The organism is Rhizobium indicum (genome assembly GCF_005862305.2).
Classification (GTDB): domain Bacteria; phylum Pseudomonadota; class Alphaproteobacteria; order Rhizobiales; family Rhizobiaceae; genus Rhizobium; species Rhizobium indicum.
On record NZ_CP054021.1, the window covers coordinates 95,739 to 117,267 of the forward strand.

20 protein-coding genes are annotated in these 21,529 nt (G+C 61.3%); 9 read left to right on the plus strand and 11 right to left on the minus strand.

The genetic code is table 11. The annotated features are described in order from the left end of the window. The first annotated feature begins 22 nt into the window (after nt 1–22). The 7 genes from FFM53_RS00400 to FFM53_RS00430 all read left to right on the plus strand — a co-directional run bounded on the left by FFM53_RS00400 (nt 23) and on the right by FFM53_RS00430 (nt 7,644). Nucleotides 23–1,270: an MFS transporter gene (locus FFM53_RS00400; protein ID WP_173883519.1), complete on the plus strand. Its 1,248-nt coding sequence runs from the start codon at nt 23–25 to the stop codon at nt 1,268–1,270. Nucleotides 1,271–1,491: 221 nt separating this feature from the next. Beyond that, nucleotides 1,492–3,003, plus strand: coding sequence for a helicase HerA domain-containing protein (locus FFM53_RS00405; protein WP_138389071.1), 1,512 nt, complete (start codon nt 1,492–1,494; stop codon nt 3,001–3,003). Nucleotides 3,004–3,227: 224 nt separating this feature from the next. Then, nucleotides 3,228–3,845 carry a 30S ribosomal protein S4 gene (rpsD, locus tag FFM53_RS00410; protein ID WP_003540107.1) on the plus strand — a complete coding sequence of 206 codons (618 nt, stop codon included), beginning with the start codon at nt 3,228–3,230 and terminating at the stop codon, nt 3,843–3,845. 102 nt (nt 3,846–3,947) lie between these two features. Next, nucleotides 3,948–4,877 carry a glutaminase gene (locus FFM53_RS00415; protein WP_138329310.1) on the plus strand — a complete coding sequence of 310 codons (930 nt, stop codon included), beginning with the start codon at nt 3,948–3,950 and terminating at the stop codon, nt 4,875–4,877. A gap of 60 nt (nt 4,878–4,937) precedes the next feature. Further along, complete coding sequence (gene ttcA / locus FFM53_RS00420) at nt 4,938–5,807, plus strand: tRNA 2-thiocytidine(32) synthetase TtcA (RefSeq protein WP_138329311.1); 870 nt, start codon at nt 4,938–4,940, stop codon at nt 5,805–5,807. A 144-nt stretch (nt 5,808–5,951) separates the two neighbouring features. Next, a complete protein-coding gene (locus tag FFM53_RS00425; RefSeq protein ID WP_138389072.1) occupies nt 5,952–6,779 on the plus strand; it encodes an inositol monophosphatase family protein in 828 nt (275 codons plus the stop codon). Nucleotides 6,780–6,819: 40 nt separating this feature from the next. Beyond that, nucleotides 6,820–7,644, plus strand: coding sequence for an inositol monophosphatase family protein (locus tag FFM53_RS00430; protein ID WP_138329313.1), 825 nt, complete (start codon nt 6,820–6,822; stop codon nt 7,642–7,644). A gap of 23 nt (nt 7,645–7,667) precedes the next feature. Here FFM53_RS00430 and FFM53_RS00435 read toward each other — a convergent pair whose 3' ends face one another. The 7 genes from FFM53_RS00435 to FFM53_RS00465 all read right to left on the minus strand — a co-directional run bounded on the left by FFM53_RS00435 (nt 7,668) and on the right by FFM53_RS00465 (nt 13,411). Further along, complete coding sequence (locus FFM53_RS00435; protein ID WP_138389073.1) at nt 7,668–8,141, minus strand: GNAT family N-acetyltransferase; 474 nt, start codon at nt 8,139–8,141, stop codon at nt 7,668–7,670. Nucleotides 8,142–8,212: 71 nt separating this feature from the next. After that, nucleotides 8,213–9,079, minus strand: coding sequence for an alpha/beta hydrolase (locus FFM53_RS00440; protein ID WP_138389074.1), 867 nt, complete (start codon nt 9,077–9,079; stop codon nt 8,213–8,215). A 77-nt stretch (nt 9,080–9,156) separates the two neighbouring features. Continuing rightward, a complete protein-coding gene (locus FFM53_RS00445) occupies nt 9,157–10,437 on the minus strand; it encodes a multidrug effflux MFS transporter (protein ID WP_138329315.1) in 1,281 nt (426 codons plus the stop codon). 35 nt (nt 10,438–10,472) lie between these two features. Then, nucleotides 10,473–11,678: a multidrug effflux MFS transporter gene (locus tag FFM53_RS00450; protein WP_138329316.1), complete on the minus strand. Its 1,206-nt coding sequence runs from the start codon at nt 11,676–11,678 to the stop codon at nt 10,473–10,475. Between the two features lie 137 nt (nt 11,679–11,815). Then, the gene (gene grxD / locus FFM53_RS00455) at nt 11,816–12,151 is read right to left on the minus strand and encodes a Grx4 family monothiol glutaredoxin (RefSeq protein ID WP_138329317.1); all 336 of its coding nucleotides are present in this window, start codon (nt 12,149–12,151) and stop codon (nt 11,816–11,818) included. 145 nt (nt 12,152–12,296) lie between these two features. Then, nucleotides 12,297–13,118: a c-type cytochrome gene (locus FFM53_RS00460; protein WP_138329318.1), complete on the minus strand. Its 822-nt coding sequence runs from the start codon at nt 13,116–13,118 to the stop codon at nt 12,297–12,299. Nucleotides 13,119–13,180: 62 nt separating this feature from the next. Beyond that, entirely contained in the window at nt 13,181–13,411 is a 231-nt protein-coding gene (locus FFM53_RS00465; RefSeq protein ID WP_138389075.1) for a hypothetical protein, read from the minus strand. A gap of 164 nt (nt 13,412–13,575) precedes the next feature. Between FFM53_RS00465 and FFM53_RS00470 the strand changes: the two genes are divergently transcribed. Next, nucleotides 13,576–14,757: a hypothetical protein gene (locus tag FFM53_RS00470; protein WP_138389076.1), complete on the plus strand. Its 1,182-nt coding sequence runs from the start codon at nt 13,576–13,578 to the stop codon at nt 14,755–14,757. 34 nt (nt 14,758–14,791) lie between these two features. Here the strand turns inward: FFM53_RS00470 and FFM53_RS00475 are convergent, their stop codons facing one another. Both FFM53_RS00475 and purL read right to left on the minus strand, forming a co-directional pair. Then, nucleotides 14,792–15,025: a BolA/IbaG family iron-sulfur metabolism protein gene (locus FFM53_RS00475; RefSeq protein ID WP_003586236.1), complete on the minus strand. Its 234-nt coding sequence runs from the start codon at nt 15,023–15,025 to the stop codon at nt 14,792–14,794. A gap of 19 nt (nt 15,026–15,044) precedes the next feature. Beyond that, nucleotides 15,045–17,276, minus strand: coding sequence for a phosphoribosylformylglycinamidine synthase subunit PurL (gene purL / locus FFM53_RS00480; RefSeq protein ID WP_138389077.1), 2,232 nt, complete (start codon nt 17,274–17,276; stop codon nt 15,045–15,047). Nucleotides 17,277–17,539: 263 nt separating this feature from the next. On the opposite strand from purL, the gene lhpI reads away from it, so the two are divergent. Beyond that, complete coding sequence (gene lhpI / locus FFM53_RS00485; protein WP_138389078.1) at nt 17,540–19,282, plus strand: cis-3-hydroxy-L-proline dehydratase; 1,743 nt, start codon at nt 17,540–17,542, stop codon at nt 19,280–19,282. A gap of 89 nt (nt 19,283–19,371) precedes the next feature. On the opposite strand, the gene FFM53_RS00490 is transcribed toward lhpI, so the two are convergent. Then, on the minus strand, nt 19,372–19,950 hold the full coding sequence (locus tag FFM53_RS00490; RefSeq protein ID WP_138389079.1) for an acyloxyacyl hydrolase: 579 nt from the start codon (nt 19,948–19,950) through the stop codon (nt 19,372–19,374). A gap of 122 nt (nt 19,951–20,072) precedes the next feature. Continuing rightward, the gene (locus tag FFM53_RS00495) at nt 20,073–21,491 is read right to left on the minus strand and encodes an aminotransferase-like domain-containing protein (RefSeq protein ID WP_138389080.1); all 1,419 of its coding nucleotides are present in this window, start codon (nt 21,489–21,491) and stop codon (nt 20,073–20,075) included. Nucleotides 21,492–21,529: the final 38 nt, after the last annotated feature.

Consider the following 21,529-nt stretch of genomic DNA (forward strand, 5'->3'; position numbering starts at 1 on the left):
CACTGCGCGCTTTATTTCACCGATGTCATCGCGCAACATCTCTGTGGGGAATCGCGGGCGGGTGTTTGCCGCTCAAGACATAAAGGGATGCGCCGTGCCGCTGCAAAGACTTGTCATGCTGATCTTCTTTCTGCAGCCGATTGCCTTTGGCGCCTGGTTGCCGCGCATTCCTGATATCCAGGCGAAGCTTGAACTCGGCACCGCCGATCTCGCCGTCGCACTTCTGGGATTGCCGATCGGCACGCTAATCACCCTGCCGTTTGCCGGCCGCCTCGTCTCGCGCATTGGCGGGCGCATGGCGATCATCTATGGTTTCATCTTCTTTCTTGCCGTGGTTTCGCTTCCAGCCTTCGCTCCCAGCGCCATGCTTCTATTCTTCGCCTTGATTGTCGTTGGGGTCGCGCTTTCGACGGTGGAACTCGGCATGAATGTCGAGGCCGATGTGACGGAGAAGGCGACGGGGCTGATCATCATGAGCCGCTGCCACGGCTTCTGGAGCTTCGGCATCATGGTCGGCAGCCTGATCGGCGTTGGTGCCATAGCCATCGGGCTTTCGCCGCACTGGTCGATCCTGATCACGGCGATCATCATCCTGCCGGCTGCGCTGATTGCCAGCCTGCGCCTGCCGAAATTGCCGGAAAGTCACCATGCGGAGAATTCGCAGGCAATAACCGGCTTCAAGCTGCCCAGTCTTGCTCTGCTCGGGATCTGCGCCTTCGTCTTCGGCGTGACGATGACTGAAGGTGCGATCGCCGATTGGTCGGCGGTCTACCTCCGCGATGTCATGAATGCAGAAGGTGCGCAAACCGGCCTCGGTTATTCGGTTTTCGCTTTCATGGTTGCGGCGGGGCGCTTCAGCGGTGATTACATGAAAAGCCGTTTCGGCGCGGTTGCCATTGCCCGTGGCTGCGGCATCGCCTCGCTTGCCGGCATGCTCGTCGTTCTCCTTGCACCGGCGACGCCGCTTGCGCTACTCGGCTTTGCCGCAGTCGGTGTCGGCGTCTCGGTCGGGTTTCCGCTTGCGGTGACGGCCGTCGCTTCGCTGACTGACCGCCCGCCCGCTTCAAGTGTTGCGACGCTCTCCTTCGCAGCCCTGACCGGTTTTCTCATCGGGCCGCCGATCATCGGCTTTCTGGGCGAACTCCTGGGCTTGCGCGCGGGGCTTGCGGTCTTGCTGGTACCGCTTTTCGTCAGCCTGCTCTGCACACGTTTGCTAATTCCGACGCAGAAGGACATGGCGGGGGACCTCGTCGAGCGCGAGGCGGTGTGAAGCCTTATTGCCCAGGGCTGGCTTTCCTGTGGGTTCTTAAAGGTTTGACGACAACGGTGCCTGCGAATCTGCTAGAGCATGATGCCGAAAAGTGTGCGTGGTTTTCGGACGACATCATGCTCTATTTCTTTGATGTAGATCAGGAAACAGATTTTAGGCCGACCGGGCCTAAAATCATCCTGATCTAGAGACGGGCCGGGAATTTGTAAGGGGAATTGGACGTGCAGGTTGGCATCGATATGGGACTGGCGTCCGGCGCTCCGGCGACGCTCGATATCGAGGAGCTGCTGGCGACACGTCTGCTCGTTCAGGGCAATTCCGGCTCCGGCAAATCGCATCTTCTCCGCCGCCTGCTCGAGCAATCGGCGCAATGGGTGCAGCAGGTCATCATCGATCCCGAGGGTGATTTCGTCACCCTCAGCGACAGGTTCGGCCACGTCGTCGTCGACGGTGAACGCACAGAGGCGGAGTTGGCGGGCATTGCCAACCGCATCCGCCAGCATCGCGTTTCCTGCGTGCTGACGCTCGAAGGCCTCGATCTCGAAGACCAGATGCGCGCCGCCGCCGCCTTTCTCAACGGCATGTTCGATGCCGATCGCGAATACTGGTATCCGGTTCTCGTCGTGGTCGACGAGGCGCAGATGTTTGCCCCGTCGGTCGGTGGCGATGTCTCGGAAGATGCGCGCAAGATGTCGCTCGGCGCGATGACCAACCTGATGTGCCGCGGCCGCAAGCGCGGTCTTGCCGGCGTGATCGCAACGCAGCGGCTTGCCAAGCTTGCAAAGAACGTGGCGGCCGAGGCCTCGAACTTCCTGATGGGCCGCACCTTTCTCGATATCGACATGGCGCGTGCTGCCGACCTGCTCGGCATGGACCGGCGCCAGGCCGAGATGTTCCGCGATCTGAAGCGCGGCAATTTCGTTGCTCTCGGACCGGCGCTGTCGCGTCGGCCGCTGCCGATCCAGATCGGCGCGGTGGAGACCTCGGCGCGCTCTTCCAGCCCGAAGCTGATGCCGCTGCCGGATGCGCCGCAAGATGTCGAAGACCTGATCTTCACGCCCGATCCGGAGGAATTCCAGCGCCCGCTGGTGCGCCGCGCCCCGCCGGCGCCGCGGCCGACGACCGATATTCTGGCCGAACTCTCGCGCTCGACGCCGGCGGCATCGGCCGTACCTGCCGAGACGAGGGCGAGCCAGATGGAAGTCTCCGCCGAGGAGCGGGAGGAGCGCCTTGCCGGCGTGCTTGCCGAAATCCTCGACGATCCCACCTCCGCCTTCCGTACCGATTCGGTGCTCTACCAGGATTTTCTCGTCCGGCTGCGCATGCGCCGGGTGCCGGGACCGCCGATCGCGCTGCCGGATTTCCGCCGGCGCGTGGCGATCTCGCGCTCCGGCGTCGATGCGGCAACGGCCGCGACCGATGCCTGGGCGACGGCGCTGTCGCTGTCTTCAGGTGTCACCGACGACCTGCAGGGCGTCTTCCTGATGCTCGCCAAGGCCGCCGTCTGCGGCGAGCCGTGTCCGTCGGACGCCCGCATCGCCCGCGCCTACGGCACCCATTCCGCCCGCCGCGCCCGCCGCCTGCTTGGCTATTTCGAGGAGCAGGGTATTATCGTCGTGCACGCCGATTTTTCTGGCAAGCGTATCGTCGCTTTCCCTGATATGGACTGCCAGACGGCGCCGGGCGACGCCAACGCACCCGACACGGGCGACCAACCGCTGGCGGCGGAATAGTGGCGCTTTCGGGGTTTGTCGCTGTTGACATTTTCATGACGGGCCTCTAAAGACCGCCGCAAGCACCGGGCAGCAATGCCCGGTGTTTCATTTGACATGTCCCGTGGATCGTTCCTGTTCGCTAACCGGAACATCCTGTCAGGTCTTGGAAGAGACCAGAGGAGGGCGTGTTTCCTTCGTGCGGTTTGGAAACAAACCGTCATAAACCTTTGAAAGGAAATGCGATGAGCAAGCGCGAATCGTCCAAATACAAAATTGACCGCCGTATGGGCGAAAACATCTGGGGCCGTCCGAAGTCCCCGGTGAACCGCCGCGAATACGGCCCGGGCCAGCACGGCCAGCGCCGCAAGGGCAAGCTTTCGGACTTCGGTGTGCAGCTGCGCGCCAAGCAGAAGCTCAAGGGCTACTACGGTGACCTGCGCGAAAAGCAGTTCCGCGCGATCTTCGCCGAAGCCGATCGCCGCAAGGGCGACACGTCTGAAAACCTGATCGGCCTCTTGGAATCGCGCCTCGACGCAATCGTCTATCGCGCCAAGTTCGTTCCGACGGTCTTTGCTGCCCGCCAGTTCGTCAACCATGGCCACGTCTCGGTCAACGGTGTGCGCGTCAACATCGGTTCCTATCGTTGCAAGGCCGGCGACGTCATCGAAGTTCGCGAAAAGTCGAAGCAGCTGGTGATCGTTCTGGAAGCCGTCAGCCTCGCAGAGCGTGACGTTCCCGACTATATCGAAGTCGATCATAACAAGATGGTCGCAACCTTCGGCCGCGTCCCGACGCTCAGCGACGTTCCGTTCCCGGTCGTCATGGAACCGCATCTGGTCGTCGAATTCTATTCGCGTTAATGCATTCGTCTCGCAGTCGAAACCGATTGCGAGACAACAGCATGCGTCGATATACGGAAAGCCGCTCTTTCGAGCGGCTTTTTTGCGATCTGGAGAGAAGCGATGGCAGATTTGCAGGCGACCCTCGATAGCATCTACGCCGATATCCAGCCGCGGATCGGTGAGGGCAAGGTCGCGGACTATATTCCGGAGCTCGCCAAGGTCGATCCGCAGCAGTTCGGCATGGCGATCGTCACCGTCGACGGCAAAGTCTATCGCGTCGGCAATGCCGATACCGCCTTCTCGATCCAGAGCATATCGAAAGTCTTCATGCTGACGCTGGCGCTCGGCAAGGTCGGCGAGGGGCTGTGGAAGCGGGTCGGGCGCGAACCCTCCGGATCGGCTTTCAACTCGATTGTCCAGCTAGAGCACGAGAGCGGCATTCCCCGCAACCCCTTCATCAATGCCGGCGCGATCGCCGTCAGCGACGTCGTCATGGCCGGCCATGCGCCGCGCGAGGCAATCGGCGAGCTGCTGCGTTTCGTGCGTTATCTCGCCGATGACGAGTCGATCACCATCGACGACAAGGTGGCGCGCTCGGAAACGCAGACGGGATACCGCAATTTCGCGCTTGCCAATTTCATGCGCGCCTATCGCAATCTGGATCATCCCGTCGACCATGTGCTCGGCGTCTATTTCCATCAATGCGCGCTGTCGATGACTTGCGAACAGCTCGCTCGCGCCGGGCTGTTCCTGGCGGCGCGCGGCAGCAATCCGACGACCGGCCATTCGGTGGTCTCGCCGAAGCGGGCGCGGCGCATCAATGCGCTGATGCTGACGTGCGGCCATTACGATGGCTCAGGCGACTTCGCCTATCATGTCGGCCTGCCCGGCAAGAGCGGCGTCGGCGGCGGCATCTTCGCGGTGGCGCCGGGCATCGCCTCGATCGCGGTGTGGTCGCCGGGGTTGAACAAGGTCGGCAATTCGCAGCTCGGCGCTGCGGCATTGGAGATGCTTGCGGCGCGCACCGGCTGGTCGGTTTTCGGCGATTGACGCTGTGTTGCCAGGCGGGTTTCTGCTAGAGCAAATGTGGAATTTCTGTAGGACAAAGCAATGAATATCGCAGCCAGTATCGCCGACGAGTTGGAGAGTAGCGAGGCCGACACCGGCGGCCATGCGCTGTTTGCCGATGCACCGCGTTCCGTCTCCTTCAACAAGCTGCGCAAGCGGCTGCTGCGGCAGGTGCGGCAGGCCTTCGACGATTTCGACATGCTGAAGGGCCAGAAGCGCTGGCTGGTCGGCCTTTCCGGCGGCAAGGACTCTTATGGGCTGTTGGCGCTGCTGCTGGATCTCAAATGGCGCGGCCTGCTGCCGGTCGAACTCATCGCCTGCAATCTCGACCAGGGACAGCCGAATTTTCCGAAGCACGTGCTGCCGGACTATCTCACCAAGATCGGCGTCCGCCACCGGATCGAGTATCGCGATACCTATTCGATCGTGAAGGAGAAGGTGCCTGAAGGCGCTACCTATTGTTCGCTCTGTTCGCGGCTGCGCCGCGGCAATCTCTACCGCGTCGCGCGGGAAGAGGGTTGCGATGCGCTGGTGCTCGGCCACCACCGCGAGGACATTCTCGAAACCTTTTTCATGAATTTCTTTCATGGCGGCCGGCTCGCCTCGATGCCGGCGAAGCTTCTGAATGACGAGGGCGACCTGATGGTGCTCCGGCCGCTTGCCTATGCCGCTGAGGACGACCTCGCAAAATTCGCCGCCGCCATGCAGTTTCCGATCATCCCCTGCGATCTCTGCGGCTCGCAGGATGGGCTGCAGCGCAATGCGATGAAGGACATGCTCGCCGATATCGAGCGGCGGATGCCGGGACGCAAGGATACGATGCTGCGGGCGCTTTCGCATGTGAACCCGTCGCATCTGCTCGACCCGAAACTCTTCGACTTTTCCACCCTTGGTGTCACCGATCCTTCATGAAAAGCCGGCTACTGCATAATTCCTTAAATCGGAATCGATTTAAGGAATTATGCAGCAATTTAAGGTGTTCCAGCGTCCTTTGCGCGTCTAAAAGACGCGCGGCGCTGTGGGCAGGCTGGCTATTGCATCAAGGCAGGATTTCGCATGACTATTTCAGACCAGGATATTCTCTTTCTCGGCGATTGCGTCCGAGAGGCGGCGCGCGCCGAGATCATGCCGCGTTTCCGCAATCTCGGCGCTGCCGATGTTTCGGAAAAGACTTCGGCAATCGATCTGGTGACGCAGGCGGACGTACTTGCCGAACACCGGATCACCGCGGCGCTGCGAGCGCGCTTTCCCGCAGCACTCGTCGTCGGCGAGGAGGCCTATGACGCCGACCGGTCTGTCGTACCGGCCCTTGCCGATGCCGAGCTCGCCTTCGTCATCGACCCTGTCGACGGGACGTTCAATTTTGCCGCCGGGCTGCCCGTCTTCGGGACGATGCTAGCGGTGACCGTCAGGGGCGAAACGGTCGCCGGCATCATTCATGATCCCGTTCTCGGCGACACGGTGACCGCGATCAAAGGGGCGGGCACCTTCCTGACGCGCCAGGACGGGCAATCGACAAAGCTGAAGGTGGCGGAGCCTGCTAGCCTGAACCAGATGGTCGGCGGCATGTCGTGGGGGCATATGGATGAACCGGATCGCTCGCGTATGTGCGCCAACATGGCAAAGATCCGGATGACCTTCGCCTTCAACTGCTCGGCCTACGAATATTGGATGGTTGCCTCCGGCAAGCTGCATTTCATCGGCCATACGAAACTGATGCCCTGGGATCACCTGGCCGGTGTACTCGCGCATCAGGAGGCCGGCGGCCATACGGCGAAATTCGACGGAACGCCCTATCGCCCCGGAGAGACTGTGGGCGGTATCATCTCCGCGCCCGACAAGGAGAGCTGGCAGCTCATCCGGCGCGAGATCGTCGGCATCTGATTCAAGATTCTCCTGAGAGACCTAAGCGTGAGGATTTGACATGACTTCGACTGTCGACGTGACCGTTCTTGCCGATCTGCTGCGCCGCGCAGCGAAGGCGGAAATCCTGCCGCGCTTTCGCCGGCTTGGTCATGACGACGTGCGCGCCAAGAGTGAGGCGACCGATCTCGTCACCGAGGCCGATGAGCAGGCGGAACGGATGATCAAGGCGGAAGCTGCGCAACTCTGGCCGAGCGCACTGTTCCTTGGCGAAGAATCGGTCGCGGGCGATCCTGATTTTCTCGGCAGCCTCGAACATGCCGATCTCGCGATCGTCGTCGATCCGGTCGACGGCACCTTCAATTTCGCCTCCGGCATCCCGGCCTTCGGCGTCATGGCATCCGTCATCTCCGGCGGCGAAACGATTGCCGGCATCATCTACGATCCAATGGGCGACGATTGGGTGATGGCCGAAAAGGGCGGTGGCGCCTGGCTGCGGCGGCCGGATGGTGGCGCCGAGCGGCTCTCGGTCGCAGCGCCCGTGGGCCTGGAGCATATGGTCGGCATGGCCTCGACCGGCTACCTGCCGAAGGAAAAGCGCGCCGAAGTGCTCGCCAATCTCGCCAAGGTGCGCTTCCTCACCAATTACCGCTGCGCCGCCCACGAATACCGCACCTTTGCCGGCGGCCATGTGCATTACCTCATGTACAACAAGCTGATGCCCTGGGATCACCTTGCCGGCACGCTGATCTCGCAGGAGGCCGGCGCCTACGCGGCTCGCTTCGACGGCTCGCCCTACCTGCCGCATCATCTCGATGGCGGGCTGCTGATTACCCCCGACAAGGCCTCGTGGGACGTGCTGCGGCGTGAGGTTTTCACGGTCTGAACAACTGCTCGACCTGCCGCATATTACTGGTAGAGCTTTTCCATGAGAAAGTTTTCCAGGCCTTGCCCACGCTTCTCGACGATTTGCTTCGTGATGACGCGGAACCCTTTGCGCTCAAAAAACGGTCGGGTCGTTCGGCTGGCTTCGGTATAGATTCGGCTAAACCCCAGTTTCAGGGCTTCGTCTTCGACTCTGCTCAATAGCCGGCTTGCTATTCCAAGCCCCTGAAACTCGGGGTGCACAAACATCATGTCCAGGCACCCGCCGCCGGTCAGATCGGAAAACCCGACAGGCCGTCCGTCAATTTCTGCGATCCAGGCAGGTCTGCTTATCCTTCGCTCTGCCCATAGACCGCGATCTTCCACCTTTGCCCAAGCCTGGATCTCAGCGGGTGAGTAGTCTTTCGACGCGACCTCTCGAATGGCGCGCAGAAAAATTTCAATCGTCATGTCCACATCGCCTGGAGCGTAGTGCCTGATCAGAATTCGGTCGTCCATTAGGATGCCTTTCGCGCACTGCCGCACCAATCCGATGAGGAGCCTTCGATCGAACGGCTGCAGCGCTCACGCTATAGCATCTCAAGAATATGTCCCCACGCGAGTTGTCCCAATTCGGCGTCGGCTTCGTCACTTCCACCATGCGCGTGCAGCGATGATCGGGAAGTGGTTTCGCTCGGGAGCAGAATGCGATGGCCCGCCTCTTTTCCCAACACAAGCGGGGTCTGTAAGCCCGAAGCTGCGCGCCGCCGAACAATTGATTCGGCAAATTTGTCTGACGGCCAAAGCGCGTCATCGCATCCTGCTACGAGCAGAATTTCGGCATTCGTCTTCTCCAAAGGGATAGCCGCTGCGTCGATCTCAGACTCGTGCATATCGAGACATCTTTCGAACAGATCCCTATAGGCGACCAGCCCGTCTCTGTATTCCCGCACCCATTCTGGGTCTGACGAAACAAAAGGAAGCGGTGTACCTCGCAATGTCCACGACGAGCGCTCGGGCCAGCTGATGCCATCAAGCCCCGGACCAATATTTCCCCAAACGACTGAAGAGGGGCTTATTGCCACGACCGCGCTGATGCGCGGATCGTATACCGCTGTGAGCAGCGCAGCTTCGGCGCCTTTCGATGTCCCCACCAGGACGATGCGTTTACAACCGAGTTCGATCAAGTAATCAGTGGCAGCGAAAAAGGTTTCCAGCGGCACTTCGCAAATGCCTGGTACCTGACCGTCGCCGCTGAACCAGCGAAGAGCGATTGCAGTTGTGCCTTGGCTCGCAAACAACCTGGCGCGGGCCACATCGACCCGGCCACTGGAGCCGCCGAGTACAACAACGCCAGTGCCGGTATCTGGTTTGACTTGAAATATCTCACCCTGCAATGGCGGAGGGAGACGTTGATATTCTGCATCCAAAACCAGGCTCCTTCTTCCAGGGGGCATCAAGATTTAGGAACGTGCCGAGTTTGCAATCTAATGCAATGCCGCCGGGGACCAACCGCTCCGGCAGATTTCCCATTTCAGAAGTGGGCAGCACCCGGATCGAGTTGCGGGCTGTCGCCGGGATGGGTGAACAGCTTGCCGTTTTCCGCCCAGAGGGTGGCTGCGATCGTCACCGCGCCGAAAAGCGCGAATCCGCCGAAGAGCGGCTGCACCGTGCCGTTGAACATCTGGCCGACCAGGCCGCCAAGTATAGCGCCGGCCGTCGTCGAGACGAAGCCGGTGATGGCGGTCGCCGTGCCGGCGAGATTGCCCATCGGCTCGAGGCTGATGGCGGTGAAATTGGTGGCGATCAGGGCAAACATCATCAGCACGATGGTGAAGATGCCGTAGGCGATGGCGAAATCCGGCTTGCCGGCCAGCGAATAGAAAAAGCCGACAGCCGAGAGGGCCGTGAAGATCAGAAGGGCAGCGTGCGAGATGCGGCGCATGCCGAATTTGCGGACGAAGAAGCCGTTGGCGAAATTGGCGACCGCGATGCCGCCAGCGGTGGCCGCAAAGGCGATCGGCAGCCAGTCGCCAAGGCCATAGACCTCGCCGAAGACCTGCTGCACCGAGATCACATAGGCACTGATGACGCCGGTGAACATGGTGAGGCCGATCATGTAGCCGCAGGTGATGCGGTTGGTGAGCACGGTCTTGAAACCATCCACGACAGAGCCGACCGACAGCGGCAGCCGTTCTTCCGGCGGCAGTGATTCCTTCAATCGGAGGAAAGCCCAGCCGAACAGGACGGTAGCGATGATGCCCAGCAGGATGAAGATCCAGTGCCAGTTGGCATAGAGGATGATGAGCTGGCCGACGGAGGGGGCAACGATCGGCACGATCATGAAGACGATCATCACATAGGACATCACACGGGCCATTTCGCGGCCACCGAAGCAGTCGCGTACCATGGCCATGGTGGTGATGCGCACCGCAGCACCGCCCACACCCTGAACGAAACGCATGACGAGCAGCATTTCGAAGCTGCCGGTCGCTGCGGCGGCAAACATTCCGACAATATAGCAGGCCAGGCCGCCGAGCAGGATGTTGCGGCGGCCGAACGTATCCGAAAGGCTGCCGAAGAAGATCTGCGAGACGCCGAAGCCTAAGAAGAACACGCCGATGATCAGCTGCGCGTCGTTGGTATTGGTGACGCCGAGGGAATGGCCGATATTGGGCAATGCCGGCAGCATGCTGTCGATCGCCATGGCGACGCTGGCGGTCATGATGGCGATGGTAACGACGAATTCGCCAAAGCCCATGCCGATGCGGCGGGAGCCCTGGTTTTCCTGGTGCGGTTTATGCGGCGGCGTCATGTGGTGAAATCCCGGATGCGAATGAGGCCAGCCGTTCAGACGGCTGGGTTCTGCGATTGGAAGAGGCGGCCCTTCTCGGCGATCAGCACGAAGACGAGCCCGATGATCGACACGACGAAGTAACCGGCGACCATCGGCAGCGCGGTGCCGTTGAAGGCCTGGCCGATGCCGGCGCCGATAATGGCGCCGCCGACCGTGCTCATGAATCCGAGGACGGAGGAGGCGGTGCCGGCGACGTGGCCGAGCGGCTCCATCGCGAGTGAATTGAAGTTCGAGCCGATCCAGCCGAATTGGAACATGGAAAGGCCGAAGAAGGAGATGAACAGAGCGAAGGGCATCGGCTCGGTGCTGGCCATCTGGACGATCAGCCAGATGGTGTTGATGGCGATGAAGCCGATGAGCGAGCCATGCGACAGGCGGCGCATACCGAGCTTGCCGACGAAGCGCGAATTGAAGAAGGACGACAGCGACATGAAGATCGCCACGCCGGCAAAGGCGAAGGGGAAATAGACGCCGAGGTCGTAAATGCCGACATAGACCTGCTGGGCCGAATTGATGAAGCCGAACAGCGCGCCGAAGATGAAGGTGCTGGCAATGGTGTAGCAGAGCGCGACGCGATTGGTCAGCACCAGCTTGAAGGCGCCGAAGATCGAGCGGGCGGTGAAGGGCCTGACATTGGCGGGATGCAGGGTTTCCGGCAGGCGTAGATAGGCCCAGACGGCAATCGCCGTCGCCATGGTGGCGATGAAGAGGAAGATCAAGTGCCAGTTACCGAAGAACATGACGATCTGGCCGGTGCCGGGCGCAATCACCGGCACGATCATGAAGACCATCATGATCAACGACATGACTTCGGCCATCTGCCGTCCGCCATAGATATCGCGGACGATGGAGATGGTGATGACGCGGGTGGCCGCCGAGCCGATGCCCTGGACGAAGCGCAGCACCAGCAGGCCGGCGAAGGAGGGAACGAAGACGATGCCGATGGCCGAAACGATATAAACGACGAGGCCGAACAACAGCGGCGTGCGGCGGCCGAAGCGATCGGAAAGCGGTCCGTAGAAAAGCTGGGCGCAGCCGAAGCCGAGCAGATAGGAGGAGACGACGAACTGGCGGTGGTTCTCGCTTTCGACGCCGAGGCTCGCGCCGATCTGCTGCAAGGCCGGGAGCATGATATCGATCGCCAGCGAGTTGATGGCCATCAGGAAGGCTGCGAGCGCGATGAATTCTCGCTTGCCCATGGGCAGGCGGCCCGCGGACACGGCTTGTGAAGAATCTGTCACAATGAAATTCCCATAAACAGGTCAAGGCGCTGCTGGCCGCAGCGCCTCGAACTCAAGAAACAGATTTGGAAACCGGGCGGACGTCCGGTGACCGGTCAGGAGGCGGCGCGCACCGCGATGCCATTTTCCTGGAGATGCTGCTGCAGTTCACCAGCCTGGAACATTTCCCGGACGATGTCACAGCCGCCGACGAACTCGCCCTTTACGTAGAGCTGCGGGATTGTCGGCCAGTTGGAATATTCCTTGATGCCCTGGCGGATTTCCGAATCGGCGAGCACGTTGACGCTCTTGTAGTCGACACCAATGTAATCAAGAATTTGCACGACCTGGCCGGAGAAACCGCACTGCGGAAACTGCGGCGTGCCCTTCATGAAGAGGACGACGTCGTTAGTCTTGATTTCGTTGTCGATGAATTCGTGAATGCCGCTCATGGGGACCTAATCCTTTCAACAGGCGGGTTAAAGGCCCACCGTTTCAATCGTTGCCTTTAGATAGCATGCGACAGCAAGAATTCCAGCCGCCCGAACCAAAAAAAGACCAGTTCGGGCAGGCCGCTGCCGGGTTGTTGCCGTCGCGTTACGGTCGACGGGCGAGATAGGTCTGAATCTGTTCGATTTCGACATCGGTGAAATGGCTGAAGTCCCATTGGGAAACCTCTGTCATCACGCCGAGATCGCGGCCGCCGACACCCTTGCCGGTGCGCAGCAGCGTCTTAAAATCGGCAGCCGAATAGGATTGTGCCAGTGGCTTAAGCGCCGGCGCCAGGAAGGCTTCCGACTGTTTTGCCGTATCGAGATTGTGGCAATGGCCGCAACCCGTCTTGAAGGCATATTCGCCGATATCGGCCGGGCGAGTGGCGGCAGGGGTGATGACAGCCGGCACCAGATCAGCTTCGAAAGGGATCTTGTCGAGCGCCAGGCCGATGCGTCCGAGCGGCCCCCATTGCGTCGTTCCGGCCACCGCATCGGGAAGCTGCTTCAAACTGCGCATCCAGGCAATGATCGCTGCCATATCATCATCGGTGATATTGGCGAAGTTGCTAGCCGGCATGATGAAGGCGCCGGTACCGTCCTTCTTGACGCCATGGCGGATGAGGCGAACGAGTTCCGCGTCGCTGTACATCGGCACGAAGCGGGTCATGTTCGGCGCGACGATCCGGCCGACGCCCGGCTCGTCGATGAGCACGTTGCCGGCATCGTGATGACAGCCGCCGCACATCAGCGTGCGGGCGCGGCGTTCGGCTTCCTCGGCAGGCAGCGTCGTTTTGACGGAGAAATCGGCGGCCGCAACGTCGTACGTCCTGGAAAGGCGTATCTCCGACAGGGCGTAGACGCCGGCGACGGCGATGAGACAGATCGCGACGACCGCCGCGAGAATGATTTTCACAATGCGTATCATCCGTTATGCCCTCAAGAGCGCCGCAGAATTCGTCCGAAAACCGCTCGCATTTTCATCGTGCCTTAGCTGCGACGCTGACGGCTGCGGCCCGCGGCGGTGCGGCGCTTGCTCACCTGTTTGCGGGCGGGCTTGGGCTTGGCCGCGGTCGCCTTGCGGGCAGCCGTCGTCGGCGCGGCGGGGCGTGTCTTACGCCTTTTGCGCTTCGTCGTGGCGCGGCCGGTGGTTTTCTTCAGGATCTCCTTCAGCACGGTGTCGACGACGCCTGATATCAATTCTTTGACTAGGTCGACCACAAAACCCCTCCGTTCGTGATGGAAACGACATGGCTGCTATTGAATTCCGGAAGAGTTCGGTTAGCAAGACGGCTTCGAGACCATAGCTGCTTTTTACCCATATCAGTGGCGCAGCAGCCGGATCGCAGCAACATGCCGGGCATTCGCCCGGCCGGAAGAGTGGAATGGAATTGATCGAGAAGCGGGTCGTCCTGCATTTCCCGGGCTTCGAGCCGCTTGACGGCGTTGCCCACAGGGCACGCTACGAGCGTTCGGCCAGGCAGAGTGCCGCCGTCTGGGGCTATGCGGTCGAGACGGGGCCAGTGGACGAGGGGAGCAATCCGGTCAGTTTCGAGGTCAGGACGGCTGAGAGGGTAGCGGCGCCCGAGGCAGGGACCGGTTCCCCCGGCTGGCAGACGAAGAGCCGGATCCATATGGTCGATCACGATAGGCTGGTGCGCCGGCTGCGCAGTGGCAACACGCTGAGCCAGATCATTGCAGGCTTCCGAAGCTGCGCCGAGATCATGCTGGAAGGCGGGATGCGGGGATATTTCCGCCATGCCTGGCGCTTCGGCCTGTTCTTCCTCTTCCCGTTCCTGCTGACGGCACTGGCGATCGCGCTGACGGTGCAGATCGCCATTCTGCCCTATGCTCTTAGCTTTTCGCCGTGGCACATGCTCTGGAGCGGACCGCTGGCGCTCTGTTTCTTCATCTTCGCCTTCCTGCCGTTTTCCGAACGCTTCCATACGCTGCATCTCTTTGCCGATTGGGAAATGGCCGTCGCCCTCGGCCGCATGGACCGGACAGATTTCAACGACTGGCTGGAAGCCCAAGCCATTGCCGTGCGCAAGGCGCTTGAGGAAGAGGCGGACGAATATGTGATCTCCTCGCACAGCATGGGATCGAGCGTCGCCGCCCATGTCATCGGCATATTGCTGGAAAGGGAGCCGCAGATATTCAGAGGAAAGCGCGTGGTGTTTGCCACACTCGGCAGCGCCATCCTGCAATGCGCGCTCATGTCATCGGCAACGCTGCTTCGCGCCCGCGTCGGGCTGATCGCCCGCTGTCCCGAGATTTCCTGGCTCGACGTACAGTGCCTGACGGATTCGATCAATTTCTACAAGGTGCCGGTCGTTGACGTATCCGGCCATGCGGATGCGCCTCAGGCAAAGATGATCCTGATCCGCGTCAAGCAGATGCTGACGCGCGAGCACTATCGCAAGATCCGTAAGGACCAGTTGCGCGTTCACCGGCAATATGTGCTTGGGCCTGATCTGCAGGCGCCCTTCGATTTCACGCTGCTGACATCCGGGCCGATGCCGGCCTCGGTCTTTGCCGATCCCGACGAAAAGAGAATGCCCGGCTGAGGGCCGGGCATCGTCATCCGGATTGCGTCGGGCTCTATTCCGGCGCGGAGGTCTGCAGGGCCAAAGCGTGCAGCACGCCGCCCATATTGCCCTTCAGCGCCTCGTAGACCATCTGGTGCTGCTGCACACGGCTCTTGCCGCGGAAGACTTCTGCGACGACTTCGGCGGCGTAGTGATCGCCGTCGCCTGCCAGATCGCGGATCGTCACCTTGGCACCGGGAATCCCAGCCTTGATCATGTCTTCGATATCGCCGGGTTTCATGGCCATGATCGTTACTCCTTGCGCATCATTCCGCAGCAAGTTCGCCGCGGCCTTCCATGAAATCAGGGAACCATGATTCATGGGCATCGCGCAATTGCTGAATCGGCAGCGAGATGAGATCGCCGACGACGAGCGCCGTTCCTTCGACCGTGCCGAGACGGCGGAAGGGAACGCCGCCACCTTCTGCATTGACGCAGACGAAATCGGCGACATCGGCAGGCAACGTCAACACGTAGCGCGCCTGATCCTCGCCGAAGAGCAGCGCATGCGGTTCACCCTTGCCTTCGCTCAGATCGATCGTCAGGCCTTTGCCCGAGGCCATCGCCATTTCGGCGAGCGCCACCGCTAGACCACCCGAGGAAATGTCGTGGCAGGCGGTCGCCTGGCCGTTGCGGATCACGGAGCGAACGAAATCGCCATTGCGTCTTTCGGCGAACAGATCCACCTCCGGCGCCGGACCTTCGCGGCTGGAAAGCACATCGCGGAGATAGACGGACTGGCCGAGATGGTTGCCGTCGACGCCGATCATGATCACCTTATCGCCGTCGTTGGCGCTGCCAATGCGGGCCATCTTGCGCCAATCCGGCAGCAGGCCGACGCCTGCGATCGTCGGGGTCGGCAGGATGGCGACGCCGTTGGTCTCGTTGTAGAGCGAGACGTTGCCGGAGACGATCGGGAAATCCAGCGCGCGGCAGGCTTCGCCGATGCCCTTCACCGCCTGAACGAACTGGCCCATGATCTCGGGCTTTTCGGGATTGCCGAAGTTCAGATTGTCGGTGGCGGCGAGCGGTTCGGCGCCTGTCGCGGTGATGTTGCGCCAGCATTCGGCGACCGCCTGCTTGCCGCCTTCGAAGGGGTCTGCCTCGACATAACGCGGAGTGACGTCGGAGGAGAAGGCGAGCGCCTTGGAGGCATGGCCGTCGACACGCACGACGCCGGCATCGCCGCCCGGAAGCTGCAGCGAATTGCCCTGGATCAGCGTGTCGTATTGCTCATAGACCCAACGGCGGCTCGATTGGTTGGCGGAGCCGACGAGTTGCAACAGCGCCTGGCGGTAATCCTGAGGAGCGGCAACGAGATTGGCGGGCAGGGGAGCGTGTTTGCCGGATTCGCGCCAGGGGCGATCATATTCCGGCGCCTGGTCGCCGAGATCCTTGATCGGCAGGTTGGCGACTTCCTCACCTTGGTGCATGACGCGGAAGCGCAGATCGTCGGTCGTCCAGCCGACGATGGCAAAGTCGAGGCCCCACTTGACGAAGATCGCCTTGGCTTCCTCTTCCTTCTCCGGCTGCAGCACCATGAGCATGCGCTCCTGGCTTTCCGACAGCATCATCTCATAGGCCGTCATTCTCTCTTCGCGGACCGGCACCTTGTCGAGCTCAAGCAGGATGCCGAGATCGCCCTTGGCGCCCATTTCGACGGCTGAGCAGGTGAGGCCGGCCGCACCCATATCCTGGATGGCGATGACGGCGCCGGTCTTCATCAGCTCGAGGCAGGCTTCCAGCAGGCATTTTTCAGTGAAGGGGTCGCCGACCTGAACGGTCGGGCGCTTCTCCTCGATCGACTCGTCGAATTCTGCCGATGCCATCGTCGCGCCGCCGACGCCGTCGCGGCCGGTCTTGGCGCCGAGATAGACGACCGGAAGGCCGACGCCCTTGGCTTCGGACAGGAAGATGGCGTTGGACTTCGCAATACCGGCGGCAAAGGCGTTGACCAGGATGTTGCCGTTGTAGCGAGCGTCGAACTCAACCTCACCGCCGACCGTCGGCACGCCGAAGGAATTGCCATAGCCGCCGACGCCGGAAACGACGCCGGAGACGAGATGGCGGGTCTTCGGATGATCCGGCTCGCCGAAGCGCAGCGCGTTCATCGCGGCGATCGGGCGCGCGCCCATGGTGAAGACGTCGCGCAGGATGCCGCCGACGCCGGTCGCAGCACCTTGATAAGGCTCGATATAGGAGGGGTGGTTGTGGCTCTCCATCTTGAAGACGACGCAATCGCCGTCATCGATATCGACCACGCCGGCATTTTCGCCCGGGCCCTGGATGACGCGCGGCCCCTTGGTCGGCAGCGTGCGCAGCCACTTCTTCGAGGATTTGTAGGAGCAGTGCTCGTTCCACATGGCAGAGAAGATGCCGAGCTCGGTAAACGTCGGTTCGCGGCCGATCAGATCCAGAATACGCTGGTACTCGTCGGGCTTCAGGCCATGGCTCGCGATGAGTTCCGGCGTGATCGGGATGGTGTTTGGAATGGTCATGAGCTCTCGGAAGTCCCTGCCGTTGCGCGTTTTCCGCTCTTTAACCTATGTAGGGACGGCGCGCGACAGGAAAATGCCCGCCGTCAACAGAGGGCGGGCGACTTCTTCGGCCCGTTACGGGCGGCCGCTTCTCAGAGTCTGTTTGACAACTTGCTTTTGATTCTCGATCGATAGCAATGGGCAAGGCTCCGGCCTCAGCTTTTGTGTGCCGCTGATGTTTCCTATAGGAAACTTTTCTTCTTGGTTGATGGTATCGAGATACAATGCCGGACATACAACAACAGGCAGACGAAAAGGTATTTTCCGGGCGCGCGCTTGTGGCTGGCTTCGCTACGGGGGCGATCGTATTCAGCGACACGGCCCTCAGCTTCTGGGGCGGCGTCGACTCCCGGACCGGAGAAGTCATCGACCGCCACCATCCCCTGTCGACACACGTCCTGACAGGAAAGATTCTCGCCATCCCCGGCGGACGCGGCTCGTGTACGGGCAGCAGCGTGCTCATGGAGCTGATCATGAACGGGCACGCTCCCGCCGGCATCGTGGTCTCGCGCCAGGAGGAAATACTGTCGCTCGGAGTGATCGTCGCTGACGAAGTGTTCGGCCGATCGATCCCCGTTGTCCAGCTCTCCGAAGACGACTTCGCCGAGCTGCACTCTATCCCTGAAGTCACCCTCATCGGCGACAAGGTCATCGCGAGCCGGATCGAAACCGCCCCCGGTTTCGATGCCGCCGATCGCACCTATGGAAATTCGATAGCGCTGACATCGAGGGATCGGTCCGCTTTGAACGGGGAAATGGGCAAGGCCGTGCAGGTGGCAATGAGGGCCACGACGCGCATGGCTGAAATTCAGGGAGCGACGGAACTTATCGATATCTCCCAGGTCCATATCGACGGCTGCATCTACACCGGGCCGACCAGCCTGGAATTCGCGAAACGCATGCGGGACTGGGAGGGTAGGGTTGTCGTTCCAACGACCCTGAACTCGATATCGGTGGACCAGATGCGTTGGCGGAAGCAGGGCGTGTCTCCCGGCGTCGCCGGACCCGCATCCGAATTGGGTGAGGCTTACGCCTCCATGGGAGCACGAAAGACGTTCACCTGCGCGCCCTATCAGCTGTCGTCCGCACCCAGGCAGGGTGAGCAGGTGGCTTGGGCGGAGTCGAACGCCGTCGTATTCGCGAACAGCGTTTTGGGTGCTTGCACAGCCAAGTATCCTGACTACCTGGATCTGTGCATCGCCCTCACCGGGCGCGCGCCGCTGACCGGGCCGCATATCGCCGACAACAGGCGCGCCAGCCTCGTAGTCAATGTGTCGGGCTTCGTGTCGCGGGATGACATGGTCTACCCCATTCTCGGCTACCACATCGGCAAGCTTGTCGGAGATGAAATTCCGGCCGTGATCGGTCTCGAGACGTGGAAGCCGAATCTGGACGACCTAAAGGCGTTCGGGGCGGGTTTTGCGACGACGTCAGGCTCTCCAATGTTCCATATCGTCGGTGTCACGCCGGAGGCCGACAGCCTTGGGAGCATTGTCGGAAGCAAGATCAAGGCGAGCTATGAAATCTGTCCCAAGGACGTCGTTGCGGACTGGAGGAAACTCAACGGCGGGTCGGTGGATGCCATCGAGTTCGTCGCACTGGGCAATCCCCATTTCTCTTTCGACGAATGCGAGCGGCTGGCCGCGCTCTGCGAAGGCCTGGCGAAACATCCTGACGTCAAGGTTCTGGTTACCTGCAACCGTGCGACGTTCGAAAGGGCTTCCGCTGCGAATCTCGTCGGCAAATTGTCGGACTTCGGCGTAGAATTCGTAACCGATGCGTGCTGGTGCACACTTGCGGAGCCTGTCATCCCAAAATCGGTCGATACAATTATCACCAATTCCGCGAAGTTCGCTCACTACGGTCCCGGATTGACGGGTAAGGCGCTTCGGTTTGGCAGTCTGGTGGACTGCGTCGCGGCGGCTTGTCAGGGCGAGTTGAAGCCTGTTCGTCCCACATGGGACTGAACGGTTTCCGCCTGCCGATGGTCGATCAGACGGCCGCAATGAGCAGTTCAATCATCCGTCGGCCAACCCCCTGAAATTGTCCAACGGACTCAGAACTTGTAGCCGACCTGCAAGCCGGCGCGCGTCATGCCGTCGTTCGGCCCGTCGCAGAGATTGGCATGCGAGGAATGGGCGATCTGGGCCATGACATTCCAGTGGGCGTTGAAACGATAGCCGGTGCCCAGATATTCGTGGAAGAGGACGCGACAGCCGAGTTCCGGGCCGTCATCATCGCCCTCGAGATCGCCGGTATGGATGACGCCGCCGAAGCCGGCTTCGGCAAAAAGCTTCTCGTTGAAATCGACCGTCCAGGTGAAACCGGTGAAGAATTGGCTGGCCTCGCCTGACGTGCCGATCGAGGTGCCGAGATGCACGCGAGGGTGCAGCAGCTGTTGCTGCCAGCCGACCGCCGTGTCGTAGCCGAAGGGATCGAAGAGAGCGGTAATCTCCGGAAAGACACCGTCTTCCCTGGAATGGCCCGACTGCACCGAGGTCGAGACGCCGAACCGCAATTCATCGAATATCTGCTCGCCGGCATTTGCCGAGCCTGCCAGCAAGAGACCGGCTGCCCCTGCCACTGATGCTATACTCAAAAAACGCAACCCGATCCTTCCGAAGTCGACCCTCATTTGCTGTCCTTTGATTCTCATCAGGCGGGAACAACAAAGAGGTAACACGGAGGTTGAGTCGCTGAAGCGCTCCGAATAGGCTCCGGCGTTTTTTCCGATTTATGACGTGTATTTGCAATATCTCATATTTCGCCGTCATAGGCGGAGCCGCCATTTTCCAACAGCCGGCGCAGGATCATCAGCCCCGAGGTCAGTTCCTGCCCCGTCTTCGGCGAAGACAAACCGATGCGAACGCGGTGATAGGCTTTCTCGCCGCGGGCCGCCTTGAACTCGTCCTCATCGTCGACGAGCACACCGTCGCGGTAGGCGGCGTTCTTGAAGGTGCCTGACATCCAGGGCTCCGGCAGTTTCAGCCAGAGGAAGGGCGCGTGGAGGTGCGATTCGAAATCGAAACCCTGCAAATGCTCGCGGGCGAGCTGGACGCGCCGGGAAAGTTCTCTGACGCTCGCTTTGCGGATCTCGTGCGCTGTGCCGCTTTCGACGAGGCGCGCACAGGTCTCCGCCAGGATGAAGGGCAGGCCGCCGGTGATCATCTTGTGCGTCACCCTGATGCGCTGGGCAAAATGCGGCGGGCAGGCGACCCAGCCGCCGCGCACGCCGGCGGCAACCGATTTCGACAGGCCGTTGACGAGGAAGGTGCGGTCGGGAGCGATCGAGGCGAGCAGCGGCGTATCGTCGTCGGCCATGCCGCCGTAGAGGTCGTCCTCGATCAGCCAGACACTGTGTTTCCGGGCAATTGCCGCGATTGCCGCGCGCCGCTCATAGGGCATGATCGCCAGTGTCGGATTGTGGACGGTCGGCATCAGGAAGGCGATCTTCGGATGCTGCTGCTGGCAGAGCCGCTCGAAATCCTCGGGGATCATGCCAAGCTTGTCGGAATCGACCGTCAGTGTGCGGCGGCCGAGAAGGCGGGCGCTGCGGCTGACCTGGGTGTAGGTGAGATCCTCGAAGACGATCTTGTCACCCGGCGCCGAGACGGCGGCGATAACGGCGATCGCCGCCGCATGGGCGCCGAGCGTCGGCACGATGTTTTCAACCTCCGGCGTCCAGCCGCTGCGGGCAAGCCACAGGCGGCCGGCCTCGAACCAGTTCTGCGGGAAACTCCGTGAATAGGAGGAGATTTCGGAAAGATGCTGCTCGCCGATCTCCGCGAGGATACCCGCTATGACCTTACCCTGGCCGAGATCGGGCGCGGCTGTCGTGTCAAAACGGATCTTGTTCGCCGGCGCATCCTGGATGCGGGTGCCGCCGAGCGAGACGGTCAGCGGATCGATCTGTTCCCCGGGCGGCGTCTCGGAGCGGTTTAGCACATAGGTGCCGCGCCCCACTTCGCCCGCGACCAGGCCGCGCTCATGCACCAGCGCATAGGCGCGGCCGATCGTGCCGATCGTCACGCCGATATCGTAGGCAAGGTTGCGCTGCGGCGGCAGCTTGCTGCCGGCGGGCAGGGCTCCGCTAGATATGGCGGATTCGATGCTGTCGGCGAGCCGGAGATAGACCGGCCCGGAACCGCGGGAAATATCGGGAAGCCAATTTGTCATGGTGACAATTGTATATATTGGCACATTGTACCCGTCAA